Below are 17122 nucleotides of genomic sequence, written 5' to 3'. Positions count from 1 at the left end.
AATCAAAAAATACTTCTGATTGTGTAACAGTACACAGATTACAGTTAGTGAATATGTTGAATGGATTGGAAGCATTTTTTGATTTTAAACTACAGTCAACATCCTAGTTCTGTAATTCTTGATATGATTTGGATCAAAAGCACTTTTGGATGTCAGGATACCGAAAATGATATGGAGTAGCTTACGCTCCCACAATTGCCATATTATGCTTACCCTTCTTCTTTAGTCTTTGGCAAAAACTCACAATGATAGGATTGTGATTCTTGGCTACTATGGCAGGAAAGAAAAGGGCCTTACGTAATGTTTGTAACCTGATTTACTTAATCTTGGTTTAGAATGTACAGATGAACCTGATGTTATATTTTTCGGTATAACTCCTGTATATGCTGCCAATTGCCTGGCATCTCTAAAAGCTTTTATGTCAGGGATTTCAGCTAAAATAGCTATTGCTGATTCCTCTCCTATTCCTGGAATAGTCAATAGAAGCTGAAAATTTTCCAACAATTCTTTGTGCTGCTTTAATAGTTTGCGTATGGAGTTTTTTATTATTTCTATTTTTTTAACTATATTCGTTGCAAGATCCTCCCAAGCATTTGCAACTTCTTTAGGCAGTCTCTCTTTTTTTTCTAGGTGGTTATTTACTAATTCTTTTAACGCAACTGAGCAACGATAAAGATGTTTTAATTTTTTCATTTCAGAAGAAGGTGGTGTCCAACGAGTTGGTTCCTGTCTTTGGCAATAATCAGCAATAATTTCTGCATCAGTCTGATCATTCTTTTGTCTTACGAGCTTACTCCTTGTATAAGATTTAATACAATAAGGATTTACAACACTAACAAAATGTCCAGCATTGTGCAGAAATTCAGCCAAAGCTTCGCTATAACAACCACATGCATGCCTTTACTTCTTCCACATTATGCTTTTGTAGAAAACTCAGCAGACCTTGAAACCCAAGATCATCGTTCTTAAAGCTCCTTTTCCTAGTTTCACGCTTTTCTTTTTTACTTATGAATGAAAGAAAAACATCAAAGCGATCTTTTGATACATCAATTCCAAGAAAGTTGTTGATCATATATAACCCCATACGTTACCATTTAAAACGAAAAGTAAGCCTTCTAAGAAACTCCCTCAACCAGTTCATCTTTTTGAACTAAGATGTAGCCAAATTCCTGTGCTTTTTTGATCAAGTTTTTTTTAACTCTCTCTTTGTAACGTGTTTCATAATAGTTCATTCCTTTTTCAACATATTCTTACCCATACTTTAGCATACTATAAAAAATGCATGCTAGTTTTCTTGCGGTAGCCGTGATTGCTTTTGGTGCACCTAGTCGTCTCTTTATTCTTCTACAGTACGCACCTATTCCGCTGTTGCTTCTTGATACACAGTGAGCAGCTATTCGAAATGCATTTGCAGCACGATTAATGACTTTACGCGTTCTTGTGCTAAACACTTTTTCTCCTGTAATTTTATTGGCAGGGCTAACCACGATGAAAAGTGTTTTTCTGTCCGCCATCTATTAGGGTTTATGCCAGTTTCTGAAATTATTGTTTGTATGGTTACTACATCAAGTCCTGGAACTTTTCCCTACCTGTAATTCTATGCAGTTCTTCGTGTATAGCAAAATTTGGCCTATGTTTTGTAGACTTACGCTTTATTTTATTACATAGCTTGTTCCCACCTGACTTTGTCTCAAATGTTTTATAATATCCTTCAATACTTCTATCACATTCTGCTATTTTTTCCTGATAAATATTGTATAGCTCAAACTCTTGTTTTAGTGTAAACAGGTGTTCCTCTCTATAGTTAATGCTTTTGCAATGGTAGATTTATCATTTTTTATTCGTCCATCTCTTAATTCAGCTAATTTTTCTGGATTTCTTTCACCCTCAAGTATTGCTTTAATAATTTGCATGCCAGTAACTCCTGTTATATCGCTTATCACCTTATGCAATTGAATGCTCATTTGAATTAACGCTTTTTGCATACGTTGAATGTGTGCTGCTGCACTTTTTATTAGGTTATCTCGTTGTCTAGCGTAGCTGCGTAATACACAAATTTGATTATCTGGTCTAAATGCAGTCCATAGCTATGCAGTTGTTGTAACCACTGGCAATCATCAGATTTTCTTCCAGGCACATTCTTAACATATTTTGCGTTTACTAATTTTACTTCAAATCCATATGATTCAAGTACTTGAAACAAGGGGATCCAATACACTCCTGTTGATTCCATGGCTATTGTAGTAACTTTGCACCTCTTTAACCACTTTGCTAAGTTATAAAGATCTTCTGTGAAGCAGCAGAATTTTTGTATATTCTGTTTATCTCTTCCTTCTGGTACACATACATAATGCACAGATATCTATTCCTGCCGCATCAGACCTCTAATTTACTTTTTGTTTTTGCCATTTCTAACCTCCATCATATAATAATTGAAAAGCACTTCAGCTTGGAACGGTTGAATTATACGCTCTTCTAATCGAGGTAGTCTCAAAGACTCCATCAGTGATTTTCCTTCCAAAACCATGCTAACCTACGGGCACTAAGGCACCATTGCCTACTCGGCTATAACTGCAGAAGCGCTTCTCCGTAAAATTATATTCAAAAAAGTAGAAAATAGGAGTTTCTTTCTGGTTTGACAGGTTTTATATCTGTCCGATGCTAACCTTGTGGATACAGAATTAGAGCCATTTAGGTCTTTCTACGATACCGTCCAGCCTATACTTTTGAGGAGGGAACTCTTATCTTTCTTACAGATTTTATATCTAAGAGGAGAAACAGAGTTCTTCCCTCCTCCACCTAATGCTTAAGCTTAAAACATTAGATGCTTTTTACAAGATACAAGAAGGGAAGCGGTAAAAATTATTTTAGACATTAAACAATAAAATTAGTAATTTATAGACTCTTTAAAAAAAATTATCTTATTTTAGATCAAGATTTCTTAAAAAATAAATATAATAAATAAACCTTAAATGGTTGCTATATTGGGCGTACTCTTAACTTGACGCCTATGGGTATCTGAAATGACCAAAGGTATTTTGCTTAATTTTCTCTAGCATATTCTTCTATAGAATTGCAAGACTATCTAATACCGCATACTGATTTCTCTTTTTATTTTGTACAAATTAATTAAGTAAAGTGAGTACAGTATCCACACTACTAAAAAAAATGTGGCATAAAACATAAACATTACAATGAGTGGCAACAGTAAAGAACTTTCTATTGCTACTCCACCTCTTCTTAGAATACTTGCTGGCTGATGAAGAGTAGACCATAAATTCACAGAAAATTTTACTATGGGAATATTTATAGCACTAAAAATGGCAAATACTGCTGCTGATTTTTCTGCCCTTGCTTTATTGTCAAAAGCGCTCCACAATGAAAGGTAGCCAACATATAGGAAAAATAAAATCAGCATTGAAGTAAGCCTTGCATCCCATACCCACCAAGTGCCCCAAGTTCCTTTTCCCCAAATGCTGCCTGTGATTAAACATATTGCCGAAAAGACTGTCCCTGCAGGAGCAGCAGCATGTGCCAAGATACTAGCAATGCTATTGTTCCACACCAACGAAATGAAACTGAGTGATACAATAAGTCCATATATTCCAAGAGCAAGCCATGCAGAAGGCACATGAATGTACATAATTCGTACAATTTTTCCTTGTTTATAATCCTCTGGGGAAAAAAATAACGCCAAAAACATTCCAATTAAAAAACATGCGAAACAAATAACCCCAAGCCAAGGTAGTGCTTTTTTAGAGAAAGAAGAGAAATTTGTAGGTTTTAATAAAAACATTTGTTTTGAGGATAATTGTGTTAAGAATTTACCAATTAGTTTGACTTTTATCAACAAGATAGTTTTTCTATATTTACGTAGGTTAATAAATTAGCATAATTTCAGAGCAGGTTGCCTATTTGCCATATGACCCTTAAAAAGCTTAATCTACACTTAGTATCAGATTCAAGTGGTGAAACTGTTATATCAGTTGCAAAATCAGCCCTGAAGCACTTTCGTTCTGTAGAAACGATCGAATATGTTTGGTCTTTCGTAAAAGGAGAAGAGCAGATTGACAAAATTCTGGAGGAAATTAATAGGAAAAATGATGAGCATAATTTTGTTATATGCACTATTACTGATGATGAGCTAAGAAAATATCTAAAAGATAACTGTATAAAGCTGAAAATTCCCTACAGAGCAATATTATCACATATTATTAAAGAAATTTCATCCTATCTTGAAATTGAAAAAGACGAAAAGCTTGACTTGCATACTGAGATAAACAACGAATATTTTCAGCGCATTGACACAATAAATTACACGATTAATCATGATGATGGACAAAATATTCAAGATATTTATGAAGCAGATATAATTTTGATTGGAGTTTCACGCACATCAAAATCTCCCACTAGTATGTATTTAGCTTATCGAGGCTACAAGGTTGTAAATGTTCCTTTTATTAGTGAAGTACCCTTTTATGTCGATTTGGCAAAATTAAAAAATAAGCTGGCGATAGGAGTAACAATAAACCCAAGTAGACTAGTAGAAATACGCAAAAATAGACTTACTTCAATTAATAACAAAGATAATAATATATACGCTGACCCTAGAAAAGTAGAAAAGGAAATTAAAGAAGCAGAGGAGTTCTTTAAGCAAAATAACTGGCCAATTATTGATGTCACGCAAAAGTCGATTGAAGAAGTATCAGCAACAATTATACAATATTTTAATAAAATGTGAAAAATTTACCAATTGACTAACTCTCTATAAATAATCATAATATAGGGTAATTTAGTTCTTAATATAGATATGAAAGTTAAAGCGTCGCTAAAATCTTATCGCAATAGAGATAAAAATTGTAAAGTTGTAAAAAGGGATGGTAAGATTTACGTTATAAATAAGGTAAATCCAAGATGTAAAGCGCGTCAAGGTTCTTAGCTTTTTATTCACCTTCTCATATCATATGGAAACATGGTGGTTGTATCTAGAAAGAAAAGTTGTTATGCTTGAGTATAGCCTTGCTCATTTCTTCTCTTATATTATATTTTAGTATTAGTACGATTACAGGCAAATATGGCTTGTTAACATTAATCCACTTTAAAAAAGAAATCAATTACAATAAACTTTTGCTAAGTGCGATCCGAAAGTCGTGATTTTGTGATGGTTAAATTCCATCTTCCCTAGATATCGGGGATAATGTGTATCTCACATTTTAGAGATTGGCAACCTCTAAGGTGCAAGCATGAGATAGAAGCAGGTAATGCTAAACCTTATGGCAAATTCCTGCAAACAGAGTTAGATATGATTACGAGAGAAACCTATGTCTGAATTGTCGTAAGGTTTAATATGCGAAATAAGGTTGAAAACGCATTGACCAAAATGGTACGAAGCAAAAGAGGAGTCAAAGTTTTAGTTTCTTTGATTATGGATATTCTCAGCTTCCGGCAAATAGTAGGAATCTAAGTCTAACGTGAAACAAAGTCATGGAACGGAGTAACCACATGGAAGCTCTTATTATTCTTTGTTTAAGAAGGATAACTAAGAAGGTGGCCAACTGAATGCTTCTATGTGGAGGGATTGTTTAAGAAGCAAATGCTCAAAGTAACACTTGGGATATGCAGACGTGGACACTGTAGTTTGGAAGGTAAAGTTATGAGTAGTAGTGAATATGTTGTGAGCCAACAAAAAGTTAGGTATAAATGGAACGAAATTCCTTGGCGTAAGCTGGAGAAATCTTCATTTAAGCTACAAAAACGAATTTACCGAGCTTCTAAGTGTAATGATATCAAAAAGATGCATAAGCTTCAGAGATTATTACTCAAATCAACAAGTGCAAGAACACTCGCTGTCAGAAAGGTGACTCAGGATAACAGGGGAAAAAAGACAGCAGGCATTGACGGAAAAGCTAGTCTTAATCAAAAAGAAAGATTGCAATTAGCAAACTCTTTGGATATAAGAAAAAAAGCAAAACCATCAAGACGTGTCTGGGTCCCAAAATCTGGAAAACCACTGGAGTATCGCCCTCTTGGTATACCCACGATAGCAGATCGAGCAAAACAAACACTTGTCAAAATGGCACTAGAACCGGAGTGGGAGGGAAAGTTCGAGTCAAACACTTTTGGTTTTAGACCTGGTAGGTCATGTCATGATGCAATAGCGGCTATATTTATTTCACTTGGAAGGAAAACAGCATTTATTCTGGATGCTGATATTTCTGGATGCTTTGATAATATTAACCATCACGCATTGCTAGAAAAACTCAATACCACACCAACTTTAAAGAGAATTATAAAAGGATGGTTGAGAGCAGGCGTTATGGAAGATAGAAAGTTTAAACCTACTAAATGTGGTATAATTCAAGGAGGAACAATTTCTCCTTTACTTGCTTGTATTGCATTACATGGATTAGAAAGTCATATTAAAAAAGCATTAGTATGTGAACTTTTTCAATACGCCAAAAGGAAATATGGTAGCAAGGCATCACGTACAGTAGCACAACAATCAATAAGTGTAATTGCTTACGCCGATGATTTTGCGGTCCTACATGAAAGTAAAGAAATCATTCTTAAGGCAAGGATAATAGTCGAGGAATGGCTAAAAACCATTGGACTAGGATTAAAAATGTCAAAGACAAAGATTTCTCACACTTTAAATGGAGAAGAACCAGGATTCAATTTTCTTGGATTTTCTATAAGACATTATCCAACAAGAAGTAGTAAGAAAGGTTACAAGTTATTAATGAAACCAAGTCAAGAATCTATAAAACAGCATAAATTCACTATTAAACATAAGCTTAAAGGATTGCGTGGAGCAACGCAAGAAGCAGTAATAAAAGAACTTAATCCTATAGTTAGAGGGTGGAGTCAATATTATATGTTAGTAGTTTCTAGGAAAACCTTTGAATTAATGAGTGATATAGTGCATAGAAACCTTTGGAAATGGGCAGTCCGTAGACATCCAAACAAAGGTAAATGCTGGATTAAGAGGAAATACTTTAATAAGTATAAAAATGACAACTGGAGATTTATGGCAAGTAACAAGATTCATCTTATTAGACACAGCGATCATGCTATCAAACGGCATGTCAAAGTGAAAGGAACTAAATCGCCATATGATGGGGATTGGATCTATTGGGGTAATCGTTTAAGGAAGATTCCAGATAAGCCACCAAGGGTAACAAAATTAATGAAGTTGCAACAAGGTAAATGTGCTCAATGTCAACTTTGGTTTAAAAGTGATGACGTCCTAGAGATACACCATAAAGACCTTAATAGACGCAATAATATGAGCAAAAATTTATCCTTGCTGCATGGACATTGTCATGATGAAGTACATAGGAGGTGTGCATGAAAAGCACCAAATTAGAGAGAAGCCGGATGATGGGTAAACTATCAAGTCCGGTTTTGAAGTCGAGTGAAGAAGGGCAACCTTCTCACTTAGATAACATGAATAAACCGGTTGTGCGATTAGGGGATTATTGTGTAGAAACAACACCGCATTTCTGCATTATCGGCAGTAACAATGTTTTTGTAAATGGTAAGCCAGTTTGTAGGAAAGGAGATAATTTTACAGAAGGTAGAGTATTAACTGAAGGATCAAAAACAGTATTTGCAAATGGTATTGGTGTAGGAAGAGTAGGAGATTCTGTATCTTGTGGTTTCAAGGTAGTAAGTGGAAGTAGTAATGTTTATTCAAGATAAAAATAAACCATGTGCTATACTTACTAAAAGTAAAGTTATGAATATGGACATAGCTATTAGCCTATTAGGAAACATCAGTAATTTAATAGATAGAGCAGAGAATCATCTTGCTACACATTTCAATTCTACTCTAGTATTGTTAAATTGGGAAATTGGTTCCAGAATTGATCAAGATATCTTAAAGCACAAACGTGCAGACTATGGCAAGCGAATCATCATTTCGGATGGTGCAATTTTCTAAATTCTTTCCTGATCAAGAAATTGTCGCGACACTGTCACAACAATTGAGTTGGTCACATTTTGTAGAAATTATTGCAATTTCTGATGAGCTGAAGCGTAATTATTATATAGAAATGTGTCGTATTGAAAGGTAGAGTGTTAGGGCACTACGTAGTAAAATCGATACTATGTTGTATGAACGTACAGCGCTAGCAAAAAAACCTGAAGATTTCATAAGAAGGAGTATAAAAAATTTACGTGAAGAAAATATGTTAGCACCAGAATTCATTTTTCATGACCCATACTTCCTTAGCTTCATGGAATTGCCATCAAGTTATAGTGAGACTGATCTAGAAAATACAATCTTGGATGAATTGACAAAGTTTTTACAAGAGTTTGGAAATGATTTTTATTTTGTAACACGTCAAAAACCGAATTTTTAATTCAACTCAATTTTCAATCTATTAGGAAAAAAGATATCAAGTTGAGACATAGTTAAAAGGCAAAGCTGTAGTCCATTTTTGCTCTACCTTTTTTATAGCACAATATACCTGTTTGTACAAGGCATTTGTACTGGTCTTTAGTTTTAGTTGATTTGTCTATGCAACCCCTCAATAGGATTGGTGGTGTAAATCAGCTTCCTAACAGGCCCAGAATACTTAAAATAACCAGACAAATTTTCCCAATTGTTTTGCCACGATTTTGTAACCAAGGGATATTTTTCACTCCATTTTTCTTCCAGCTCAAGCAAATAATTCTCAGCGATCTCCTTACTTGAAGCACGATATATTTTTTTCAAATCATTCATAAAAACTTTCACATCTTTGCTGGATACATATTTCAATGAATTTCTTATCTGATGCACTATACACTTCCGCTTTAGCTATTTATGGCTGTAGGAAAGCTTTTCAGACCATCTACACAAGCTATCAGAATATCCTCTACTCCTCTTGTATCTTGTAAAAAGCATCTAATGTTTTAAGCTTAAGCATTAGGTGGAGGAGGGAAGAACTCTGTTTCTCCTCTTAGATATAAAATCTGTAAGAAAGATAAGAGTTCCCTCCTCAAAAGTATAGGCTGGACGGTATCGTAGAAAGACCTAAATGGCTCTAATTCTGTATCCACAAGGTTAGCATCGGACAGATATAAAACCTGTCAAACCAGAAAGAAACTCCTATTTTCTACTTTTTTGAATATAATTTTACGGAGAAGCGCTTCTGCAGTTATAGCCGAGTAGGCAATGGTGCCTTAGTGCCCGTAGGTTAGCATGGTTTTGGAAGGAAAATCACTGATGGAGTCTTTGAGACTACCTCGATTAGAAGAGCGTATAATTCAACCGTTCCAAGCTGAAGTGCTTTTCAATTATTATATGATGGAGGTTAGAAATGGCAAAAACAAAAAGTAAATTAGAGGTCTGATGCGGCAGGAATAGATATCTGTGCATTATGTATGTGTACCAGAAGGAAGAGATAAACAGAATATACAAAAATTCTGCTGCTTCACAGAAGATCTTTATAACTTAGCAAAGTGGTTAAAGAGGTGCAAAGTTACTACAATAGCCATGGAATCAACAGGAGTGTATTGGATCCCCTTGTTTCAAGTACTTGAATCATATGGATTTGAAGTAAAATTAGTAAACGCAAAATATGTTAAGAATGTGCCTGGAAGAAAATCTGATGATTGCCAGTGGTTACAACAACTGCATAGCTATGGACTGCATTTAGACCAGATAATCAAATTTGTGTATTACGCAGCTACGCTAGACAACGAGATAACCTAATAAAAAGTGCAGCAGCACACATTCAACGTATGCAAAAAGCGTTAATTCAAATGAGCATTCAATTGCATAAGGTGATAAGCGATATAACAGGAGTTACTGGCATGCAAATTATTAAAGCAATACTTGAGGGTGAAAGAAATCCAGAAAAATTAGCTGAATTAAGAGATGGACGAATAAAAAATGATAAATCTACCATTGCAAAAGCATTAACTATAGAGAGGAACACCTGTTTACACTAAAACAAGAGTTTGAGCTATACAATATTTATCAGGAAAAAATAGCAGAATGTGATAGAAGTATTGAAGGATATTATAAAACATTTGAGACAAAGTCAGGTGGGAACAAGCTATGTAATAAAATAAAGCGTAAGTCTACAAAACATAGGCCAAATTTTGCTATACACGAAGAACTGCATAGAATTACAGGTAGGGAAAAGTTCCAGGACTTGATGTAGTAACCATACAAACAATAATTTCAGAAACTGGCATAAACCCTAATAGATGGCGGACAGAAAAACACTTTTCATCGTGGTTAGCCCTGCCAATAAAATTACAGGAGAAAAAGTGTTTAGCACAAGAACGCGTAAAGTCATTAATCGTGCTGCAAATGCATTTCGAATAGCTGCTCACTGTGTATCAAGAAGCAACAGCGGAATAGGTGCGTACTGTAGAAGAATAAAGAGACGACTAGGTGCACCAAAAGCAATCACGGCTACCGCAAGAAAACTAGCATGCATTTTTTATAGTATGCTAAAGTATGGGTAAGAATATGTTGAAAAAGGAATGAACTATTATGAAACACGTTACAAAGAGAGAGTTAAAAAAAACTTGATCAAAAAAGCACAGGAATTTGGCTACATCTTAGTTCAAAAAGATGAACTGGTTGAGGGAGTTTCTTAGAAGGCTTACTTTTCGTTTTAAATGGTAACGTATGGGGTTATATATGATCAACAACTTTCTTGGAATTGATGTATCAAAAGATCGCTTTGATGTTTTTCTTTCATTCATAAGTAAAAAAGAAAAGCGTGAAACTAGGAAAAGGAGCTTTAAGAACGATGATCTTGGGTTTCAAGGTCTGCTGAGTTTTCTACAAAAGCATAATGTGGAAGAAGTAAAGGCATGCATGTGGTTGTTATAGCGAAGCTTTGGCTGAATTTCTGCACAATGCTGGACATTTTGTTAGTGTTGTAAATCCTTATTGTATTAAATCTTATACAAGGAGTAAGCTCGTAAGACAAAAGAATGATCAGACTGATGCAGAAATTATTGCTGATTATTGCCAAAGACAGGAACCAACTCGTTGGACACCACCTTCTTCTGAAATGAAAAAATTAAAACATCTTTATCGTTGCTCAGTTGCGTTAAAAGAATTAGTAAATAACCACCTAGAAAAAAAAGAGAGACTGCCTAAAGAAGTTGCAAATGCTTGGGAGGATCTTGCAACGAATATAGTTAAAAAAATAGAAATAATAAAAAACTCCATACGCAAACTATTAAAGCAGCACAAAGAATTGTTGGAAAATTTTCAGCTTCTATTGACTATTCCAGGAATAGGAGAGGAATCAGCAATAGCTATTTTAGCTGAAATCCCTGACATAAAAGCTTTTAGAGATGCCAGGCAATTGGCAGCATATACAGGAGTTATACCGAAAAATATAACATCAGGTTCATCTGTACATTCTAAACCAAGATTAAGTAAATCAGGTTACAAACATTACGTAAGGCCCTTTTCTTTCCTGCCATAGTAGCCAAGAATCACAATCCTATCATTGTGAGTTTTTGCCAAAGACTAAAGAAGAAGGGTAAGCATAATATGGCAATTGTGGGAGCGTAAGCTACTCCATATCATTTTCGGTATCCTGACATCCAAAAGTGCTTTTGATCCAAATCATATCAAGAATTACAGAACTAGGATGTTGACTGTAGTTTAAAATCAAAAAATGCTTCCAATCCATTCAACATATTCACTAACTGTAATCTGTGTACTGTTACACAATCAGAAGTATTTTTTGATTTTATGATACAGCTTGAGTAATTTTTTTGTTGACTAGCAAGACGGTTGTAAGTTGGAAATATGATATAAAAGAAGCAAGAAGGAAGGTAGCTCTATAAAAAAATATAGTTATCAAAGGCTTGAGCGACCGTAAGACGGTAGTATTACACATACGTAGATATCAAGGTACTCAAGCCTATCCTTCGAGACGTTTGAATAGTTGTTTGGGACATACATATGCACCTGTTTACAATCTTAAATTTTAACTTAAACTCTCGAGGTTCTTTATGGTTATATCTTATCAAAATTTTATTGGCATTGATATCGGAAAACTTGAATTTGTCATTGCAGTGAATGAACAAAAAAGTGTTATCAAGTTTGACAATAGTTGTTCTGGCTGGAAACAATTTTACCAAAAATTTTCAAATATCTTACCCAATTCCATGATAATTTTAGAAGCTACAGGAGGCTATGAGCTTGGCTTATTGTATTTTCTTATTGACAGAAACATTGCTGTGCATCGTGCTAATACTCGTCAAGTTAAAAACTTCATTCTATCTCATGGAACTTTGGCAAAGACTGACAATCTGGATGCAAAAGCGCTTGCCCAATATGGTGTTGAGCGTTGTGGACGTCTGCAGCTATTTACACCTATCTCAAAAGAACAAACCACCTTATTTACACTTTGTCAGCGTCGTGATGATATTACAAAAATGCTTGTTCAAGAAAAAAATAGGCTTAAAACTCCTGGAAATGATTACATTAAGGAAAGTTGTCAACAAACTATTGAATTCCTCAATAATCAGGTAGAAAAGCTTGATCAAGCTATACAAAAAATAGTCAATGAAAACCCTGAACTGAACCGATACCAGAAGATTCTTGAAACAGTTCCTGGAATAGGTAGAAAAACCTCTCAATGTTTATTGTGCCTTATACCGGAACTTGGTTCCTTAAACAAAAGGCAAGTTGCAAGCCTTGCAGGTGTTGCACCTCATCCTAAGGAAAGTGGTAAAGCTATTGGTTACCGAAGGATTATAGGTGGAAGAAGTAACGTTCGTTCAAAGCTTTTCACAGCTGCTATGGCTGCTAGAAACTCCAAGTCAGAACTTGCTGCTTTTTATTGTAAGCTTATTGATAGTGGTAAAAGAAAGATGGTAGCACTCACTGCACTTATGCGTAAAATTATAGTCATCGCCAATGCCAGACTTAAAGAAGCAATTAATTTGCATGTTTAGAAATTTACATGGCAATAATTAAAATTAGTTAATGAATATGTGCGTCCACACACACACTAAACGCACATATTCATTGGCTTAAGCAAGGTAGTAGCTGTTTGATATAAAATTCTATTCTTATACGACAAAATGGGGTTTTATTGCCCATATGAAGTTGCAAAATTACACAAATAAAAAATTTTAAACATAGTTGATATCTTTCTTATTCCACTTTTCCTTAACTTGACGCCTATGGTTTATTTAACACTCCCAAAAACGTTGTATTTTAACATTAGATTGACTACTTTTGCACTTAACAACTCAATTATTTGTTAGGAGATACTGCAACGTAGCTATGGTGTAACCTAGTTTTATTTTTTGTGGAGTATTTTTCCTGGCTGCTTGATAATAAATTGTGATTGCTATACCTGCTGAAATCTAGAAAAAAAGCTTTTCAGTTTGATTTTTTATTACAATAATTAAGTTTACACTCTTAAGCAGAAACGATGCTGAAACGCTTTTTCCTTATTTTTGCACTTGTATTACTCATGCCGCTATCAAATACCGATGCCCGAAAGTACATCAGAATTGTTGGATCTTCAACTGTTTTTCCGTTTATCTCATTTATAGCTGAAGAATTCAGTCGTGTATTTCCCTTTAAAACTCCAGTTGTGGAATCAATAGGAAGTGGATCAGGGTTCAAAATGTTTTGCTTAGGGATAGGGGAAGACACACCAGATATCACCACTTCATCTCGTCCTATCAAGGAAGTAGAGAGAGAACTATGCAAAAGAAATAAAGTTAATGAAGTAATAGAGATCATCATTGGCTATGATGGAGTTGTCATTGCAAATTCAAATCAAAGCCATAGATTTGATTTTACGAAAAATGACCTATTTGAAACTTTATCTGCATATTCTCAAGAAAATGGCAGATTAGTAAAAAATAATAAAAAATTTTGGTCTGATGTAAATCAAGCCCTACCAAAAACAGAAATTAAAATCTATGGTCCACATCAAAATACAGGCACACATGAAACTTTGGTTAATTTTATTATGCTTGATCAATATTCATGTATGAACTCAAGGATTTTCAAAGAGAATTATAAAGATCAGGAAAAAAGAAAGAAAGCATGTAGTAATATCAGGGATGATGGAAGGTATATAGAAGTTGGAATTAATGAAAACATAATAATACAAAAATTGAAGAGCAATAAAAACGCTTTAGGAATATTTAGCTTCAGCTTTCTAGCGAAAAACCAAGATGAAATTCAAGGAAGTACAATCGCAGGAATTGAGCCAACTTATAAAAATATATCATCGGGGGAATATATGTTAGCAAGGCCTTTATATCTTTATATAAAGAAAGAACACTTATATACTGTTGATGGGTTAAGAGAATTCATTAAAGAAGTTGTAGACTCTATCAGCACTGAAGGTGGATACTTATCTAGGCTTGGCTTAATCCTACTTTCAAGCGAAAATATGAAGAAAGTCTTGGAAAAGGTTCGTGATATAATGTGACGACTTTGATATTTTTTTGTTCTGGATACTAGGTTAACAATAGAACGTTTAATAGAGTACATTTCTTTTTTTAGTATTATCATACTTAGATTTCCTAAGAACCTGTTCATAATCTTTTGAGGAGCAAAGAAGTGAAAGCCAATTTGTAAGCTGGTGTTGAGTTTACGCTCGCAATTTTTCCATAACCGTCTACATTTTTCCAACCAAGCAAAAGACCTCTCTACAACCCATCTTTTTGGCAATACAGCAAAGGTATGTAATTCGCTTCACCTCAACAGTTGCACCAATAGTTGCTTTTATTTGTGTTGCAAAATTTTCTCCTGTATAGCCAGCATCAGCGAGTATATTTTTGACTTCAGAGAGTTTTGCTTTAGCATTTTTAACCATTTTTACAGCATTGCTACGATCAGCTGCTTCTGCCGTTGTTATATGAATTACGTGTGGAAGACCTTGTGTATCAACTGCGCTTTATACCTGAAATTTTTTTGCCTGCATCATAGCCCTTTCTTTCAGCAGTATCTGCGTTTTTAACACTTTGAGCATCAATTATACAGAAACTGTTTCCTACCATTGTTGATACGGACCTTTCTAACTAATTTTTTTTAAAACACTCTCCAAAATACTTTCTTTATCTTCGCTTAGTTTTTCGCTCCATTTTTTAAAGTAGTCGTAACAACTTCTCCATTTTGGAAACTCTTGTGGGAACATTCTCCACTGGCAACAGCTTTTTAGGACGTACAGCACTCCACAAAATACATCATAAGTCTTCTTGGCTTTGTTTTTTTTCTACAAGATTCTAGATCTGGTAAAATTATCTTGAATTTTTCACGACTTATGTCACTTGGGTATACACTTCTCATATATCTAATTTATATACATTATCTCCTACTTTATCCCTTCTTTGAGATCATGTACAGGTTCTTAGAACAGACTTATCCATTTTCATAGTGATCTTGCTATCCGTACTCTGTTTTTGATATCCATAAGTATCTTTTTTTATCGTCGCATAACGCTTGCTGCTGAGTAAATTACTTTTTATCTATCCACAGTCTTCATTTATATCACAAATTTCCAATTTTCAAACTCTTCTATAGCTTTGAGGGGCAGGTTTTTGCAAGTGTATATCCATTTTACAGGATATTGAAACCCTGGTCCTGTTCTCATATTGACTTTATTTGATTTTATTGAAATAAAGTCGCTAGCAAGCAAACTAGAACTAAATAATAAAAACATCAGTATGACAAACTTATTCACTACAAATTACGATTAGATTGACATAGGATAAAGAGTAAATTAAAAATTGAATAGATCTTTTAATATATAATAAATGCCTATAGAAATATTGATGCCTGCTCTTTCCCCTACAATGAGTAAAATTGGAGGAAAAATTGTAAAGTGGTGTAAAAAAGAACAAGATAAAGTTGAAGTAGGTGATGTTATCGCCGAAATCGAAACTGATAAAGCCATAATGGAGTTTGAGTCTATCGATGAAGGAATTTTAGCAAAAATTTTAGTGTCAGAAGGAGCAAGTGGCGTGCCTGTAAATCAACCGATAGCTCTAATGTTAGAAGAAGGAGAAGATGAAAGTGCACTTAACAACTATACCTCAACTTCCACCAATAATGTGGTTGAAAAGGAAATAAAAAAAGTGATAGAAAGTGCTGTTGATAATCAAAAATCAAAACACCAAGATTTAAACGAAAAGCCAACGGGGCACTCTCCGGTGTCATTCCAGCGCGTGACGCTGGAATCTAGGAATCAAGAAGTATGGATCCCAGTGTCAAGCACTGGGATGACAGAAGGTTATGCTGAAGGTAGAACAAAAATAAGCCCTTTAGCTAAGAAAATAGCTCAAAATGAAAATGTTGATATAAAGCGATTAAAGGGTACAGGTCCATATGGTCGTATTATCAAGGCTGATATATTAGAATGTCTAGATCAAACTAAAAATTATGAGAGATATGAGGAAAATACAATAATTGAAGTAAGCAGCATGCGCCAGGTGATAGCGCAGCGCCTAGTTGAATCTAAGCAAAATATTCCACACTTTTATTTAACTATAGACTGCTACGTCGATAAGCTAGTATCGCTCAAAAATGAAGTTAATTCAGCGAATGAAAACAATAAAGTAACAATTAATGACCTAATTATAAAAGCTGTGGCTTTCAGCATGAAAAAAATTCCTGATATAAACTCGTCATGGATAGATAATAAGATAGTAAAATACTCAAATATAGATATCTCAATTGCTGTAGCGCTTGAGGGTGGATTGATTACTCCTATAGTGAAAAATGCTGATAAAAAAGGTATTTTATCTATATCAAAAGAAGTGAAAGATTTAGTAAGTAGGGCAAGATCTGGAAAATTAAAGCCTGAAGAATTTCAAGGAGGAGGGTTTACTATTTCCAACTTAGGTATGTTTGGTATAAAAACTTTTAGCGCTATAATCAATCCGCCACAGTCTTGCATTATGGCTGTTGGCGCATCTAAAAAACAGCCGGTTGTCATAGGTGAAAAAATAGAGATAGCAGAAATAATGACAGTTACTCTCTCTGTTGATCATAGAGCAGTTGATGGAGCACTCGGAGCAAAATTTTTAAATGCCTTTAAACACTATATAGAAAACCCTACGGTAATGCTTCTTTAGCCTTGTTAGCATTATTATTATAATAAAATTAATATCTCTTGATTTA

The 17122-nt window shown here is 34.5% G+C and carries 9 protein-coding genes and 7 pseudogenes; 11 read left to right on the top strand and 5 right to left on the bottom strand.

Features of this window, described 5'->3' with window-relative positions; translation table 11 throughout:
• Nucleotides 1-84: 84 nt before the first annotated feature.
• The 3 genes and pseudogenes from ABLO99_RS02555 to ccmC all read right to left on the bottom strand — a co-directional run bounded on the left by ABLO99_RS02555 (nucleotide 85) and on the right by ccmC (nucleotide 3796).
• A pseudogene (locus ABLO99_RS02555) lies at nucleotides 85-1072 on the bottom strand (IS110 family transposase).
• A 43-nt stretch (nucleotides 1073-1115) separates the two neighbouring features.
• Nucleotides 1116-2359: pseudogene (locus ABLO99_RS02550) on the bottom strand (IS110 family transposase); the annotation flags it as partial.
• A gap of 726 nt (nucleotides 2360-3085) precedes the next feature.
• Entirely contained in the window at nucleotides 3086-3796 is a 711-nt protein-coding gene (gene ccmC, locus ABLO99_RS02545; protein ID WP_349968431.1) for a heme ABC transporter permease CcmC, read from the bottom strand.
• Nucleotides 3797-3922: 126 nt separating this feature from the next.
• Between ccmC and ABLO99_RS02540 the strand changes: the two genes are divergently transcribed.
• The 6 genes and pseudogenes from ABLO99_RS02540 (at nucleotide 3923) to ABLO99_RS02510 (ending at nucleotide 8363) form a co-directional block, all read left to right on the top strand.
• Nucleotides 3923-4741: a pyruvate, water dikinase regulatory protein gene (locus ABLO99_RS02540; protein ID WP_349967104.1), complete on the top strand. Its 819-nt coding sequence runs from the start codon at nucleotides 3923-3925 to the stop codon at nucleotides 4739-4741.
• Between the two features lie 69 nt (nucleotides 4742-4810).
• Nucleotides 4811-4939 carry a type B 50S ribosomal protein L36 gene (gene ykgO / locus ABLO99_RS02535; protein ID WP_349967106.1) on the top strand — a complete coding sequence of 43 codons (129 nt, stop codon included), beginning with the start codon at nucleotides 4811-4813 and terminating at the stop codon, nucleotides 4937-4939.
• 654 nt (nucleotides 4940-5593) lie between these two features.
• Nucleotides 5594-7351, top strand: a complete 1758-nt coding sequence (ltrA, locus tag ABLO99_RS02530; protein WP_349968127.1) for a group II intron reverse transcriptase/maturase — start codon at nucleotides 5594-5596, stop codon at nucleotides 7349-7351.
• A 95-nt stretch (nucleotides 7352-7446) separates the two neighbouring features.
• The gene (locus tag ABLO99_RS02525) at nucleotides 7447-7701 is read left to right on the top strand and encodes a PAAR domain-containing protein (RefSeq protein ID WP_047759341.1); all 255 of its coding nucleotides are present in this window, start codon (nucleotides 7447-7449) and stop codon (nucleotides 7699-7701) included.
• Nucleotides 7685-8075 (top strand): annotated as a pseudogene (locus ABLO99_RS02520) (DUF1016 N-terminal domain-containing protein). The gene ABLO99_RS02525 and the pseudogene ABLO99_RS02520 overlap by 17 nt, the downstream one beginning before the upstream one ends.
• Before the next feature lie 33 nt (nucleotides 8076-8108).
• Nucleotides 8109-8363, top strand: a complete 255-nt coding sequence (locus ABLO99_RS02510) for a PDDEXK nuclease domain-containing protein (RefSeq protein WP_047759304.1) — start codon at nucleotides 8109-8111, stop codon at nucleotides 8361-8363.
• Here ABLO99_RS02510 and ABLO99_RS02505 read toward each other — a convergent pair.
• Nucleotides 8360-8871 (bottom strand): annotated as a pseudogene (locus ABLO99_RS02505) (transposase); the annotation flags it as partial. The gene ABLO99_RS02510 and the pseudogene ABLO99_RS02505 sit on opposite strands and share 4 nt — an antisense overlap.
• 484 nt (nucleotides 8872-9355) lie before the next feature.
• Between ABLO99_RS02505 and ABLO99_RS02500 the strand changes: the two are divergent.
• From ABLO99_RS02500 to ABLO99_RS02485, 4 genes and pseudogenes are all read left to right on the top strand, one after another.
• A pseudogene (locus tag ABLO99_RS02500) lies at nucleotides 9356-10599 on the top strand (IS110 family transposase); the annotation flags it as partial.
• 43 nt (nucleotides 10600-10642) lie between these two features.
• Nucleotides 10643-11630 (top strand): annotated as a pseudogene (locus tag ABLO99_RS02495) (IS110 family transposase).
• 349 nt (nucleotides 11631-11979) lie between these two features.
• Entirely contained in the window at nucleotides 11980-12927 is a 948-nt protein-coding gene (locus ABLO99_RS02490) for an IS110 family transposase (protein ID WP_349967103.1), read from the top strand.
• Between the two features lie 485 nt (nucleotides 12928-13412).
• Nucleotides 13413-14429, top strand: coding sequence for a substrate-binding domain-containing protein (locus ABLO99_RS02485; RefSeq protein ID WP_047759030.1), 1017 nt, complete (start codon nucleotides 13413-13415; stop codon nucleotides 14427-14429).
• A gap of 106 nt (nucleotides 14430-14535) precedes the next feature.
• Here ABLO99_RS02485 and ABLO99_RS02480 read toward each other — a convergent pair.
• Nucleotides 14536-15289: pseudogene (locus tag ABLO99_RS02480) on the bottom strand (IS5 family transposase).
• Nucleotides 15290-15756: 467 nt separating this feature from the next.
• On the opposite strand from ABLO99_RS02480, the gene ABLO99_RS02475 reads away from it, so the two are divergent.
• Nucleotides 15757-17076, top strand: coding sequence for a pyruvate dehydrogenase complex dihydrolipoamide acetyltransferase (locus ABLO99_RS02475; protein ID WP_349968124.1), 1320 nt, complete (start codon nucleotides 15757-15759; stop codon nucleotides 17074-17076).
• Nucleotides 17077-17122 lie beyond the last annotated feature (46 nt).

The organism is Wolbachia endosymbiont of Armadillidium arcangelii (genome assembly GCF_040207875.1).
Taxonomy (GTDB): domain Bacteria; phylum Pseudomonadota; class Alphaproteobacteria; order Rickettsiales; family Anaplasmataceae; genus Wolbachia.
The sequence above is the reverse complement of the archived record's forward strand: the minus strand, read 5'-3'. Positions and strand labels throughout refer to the sequence as shown.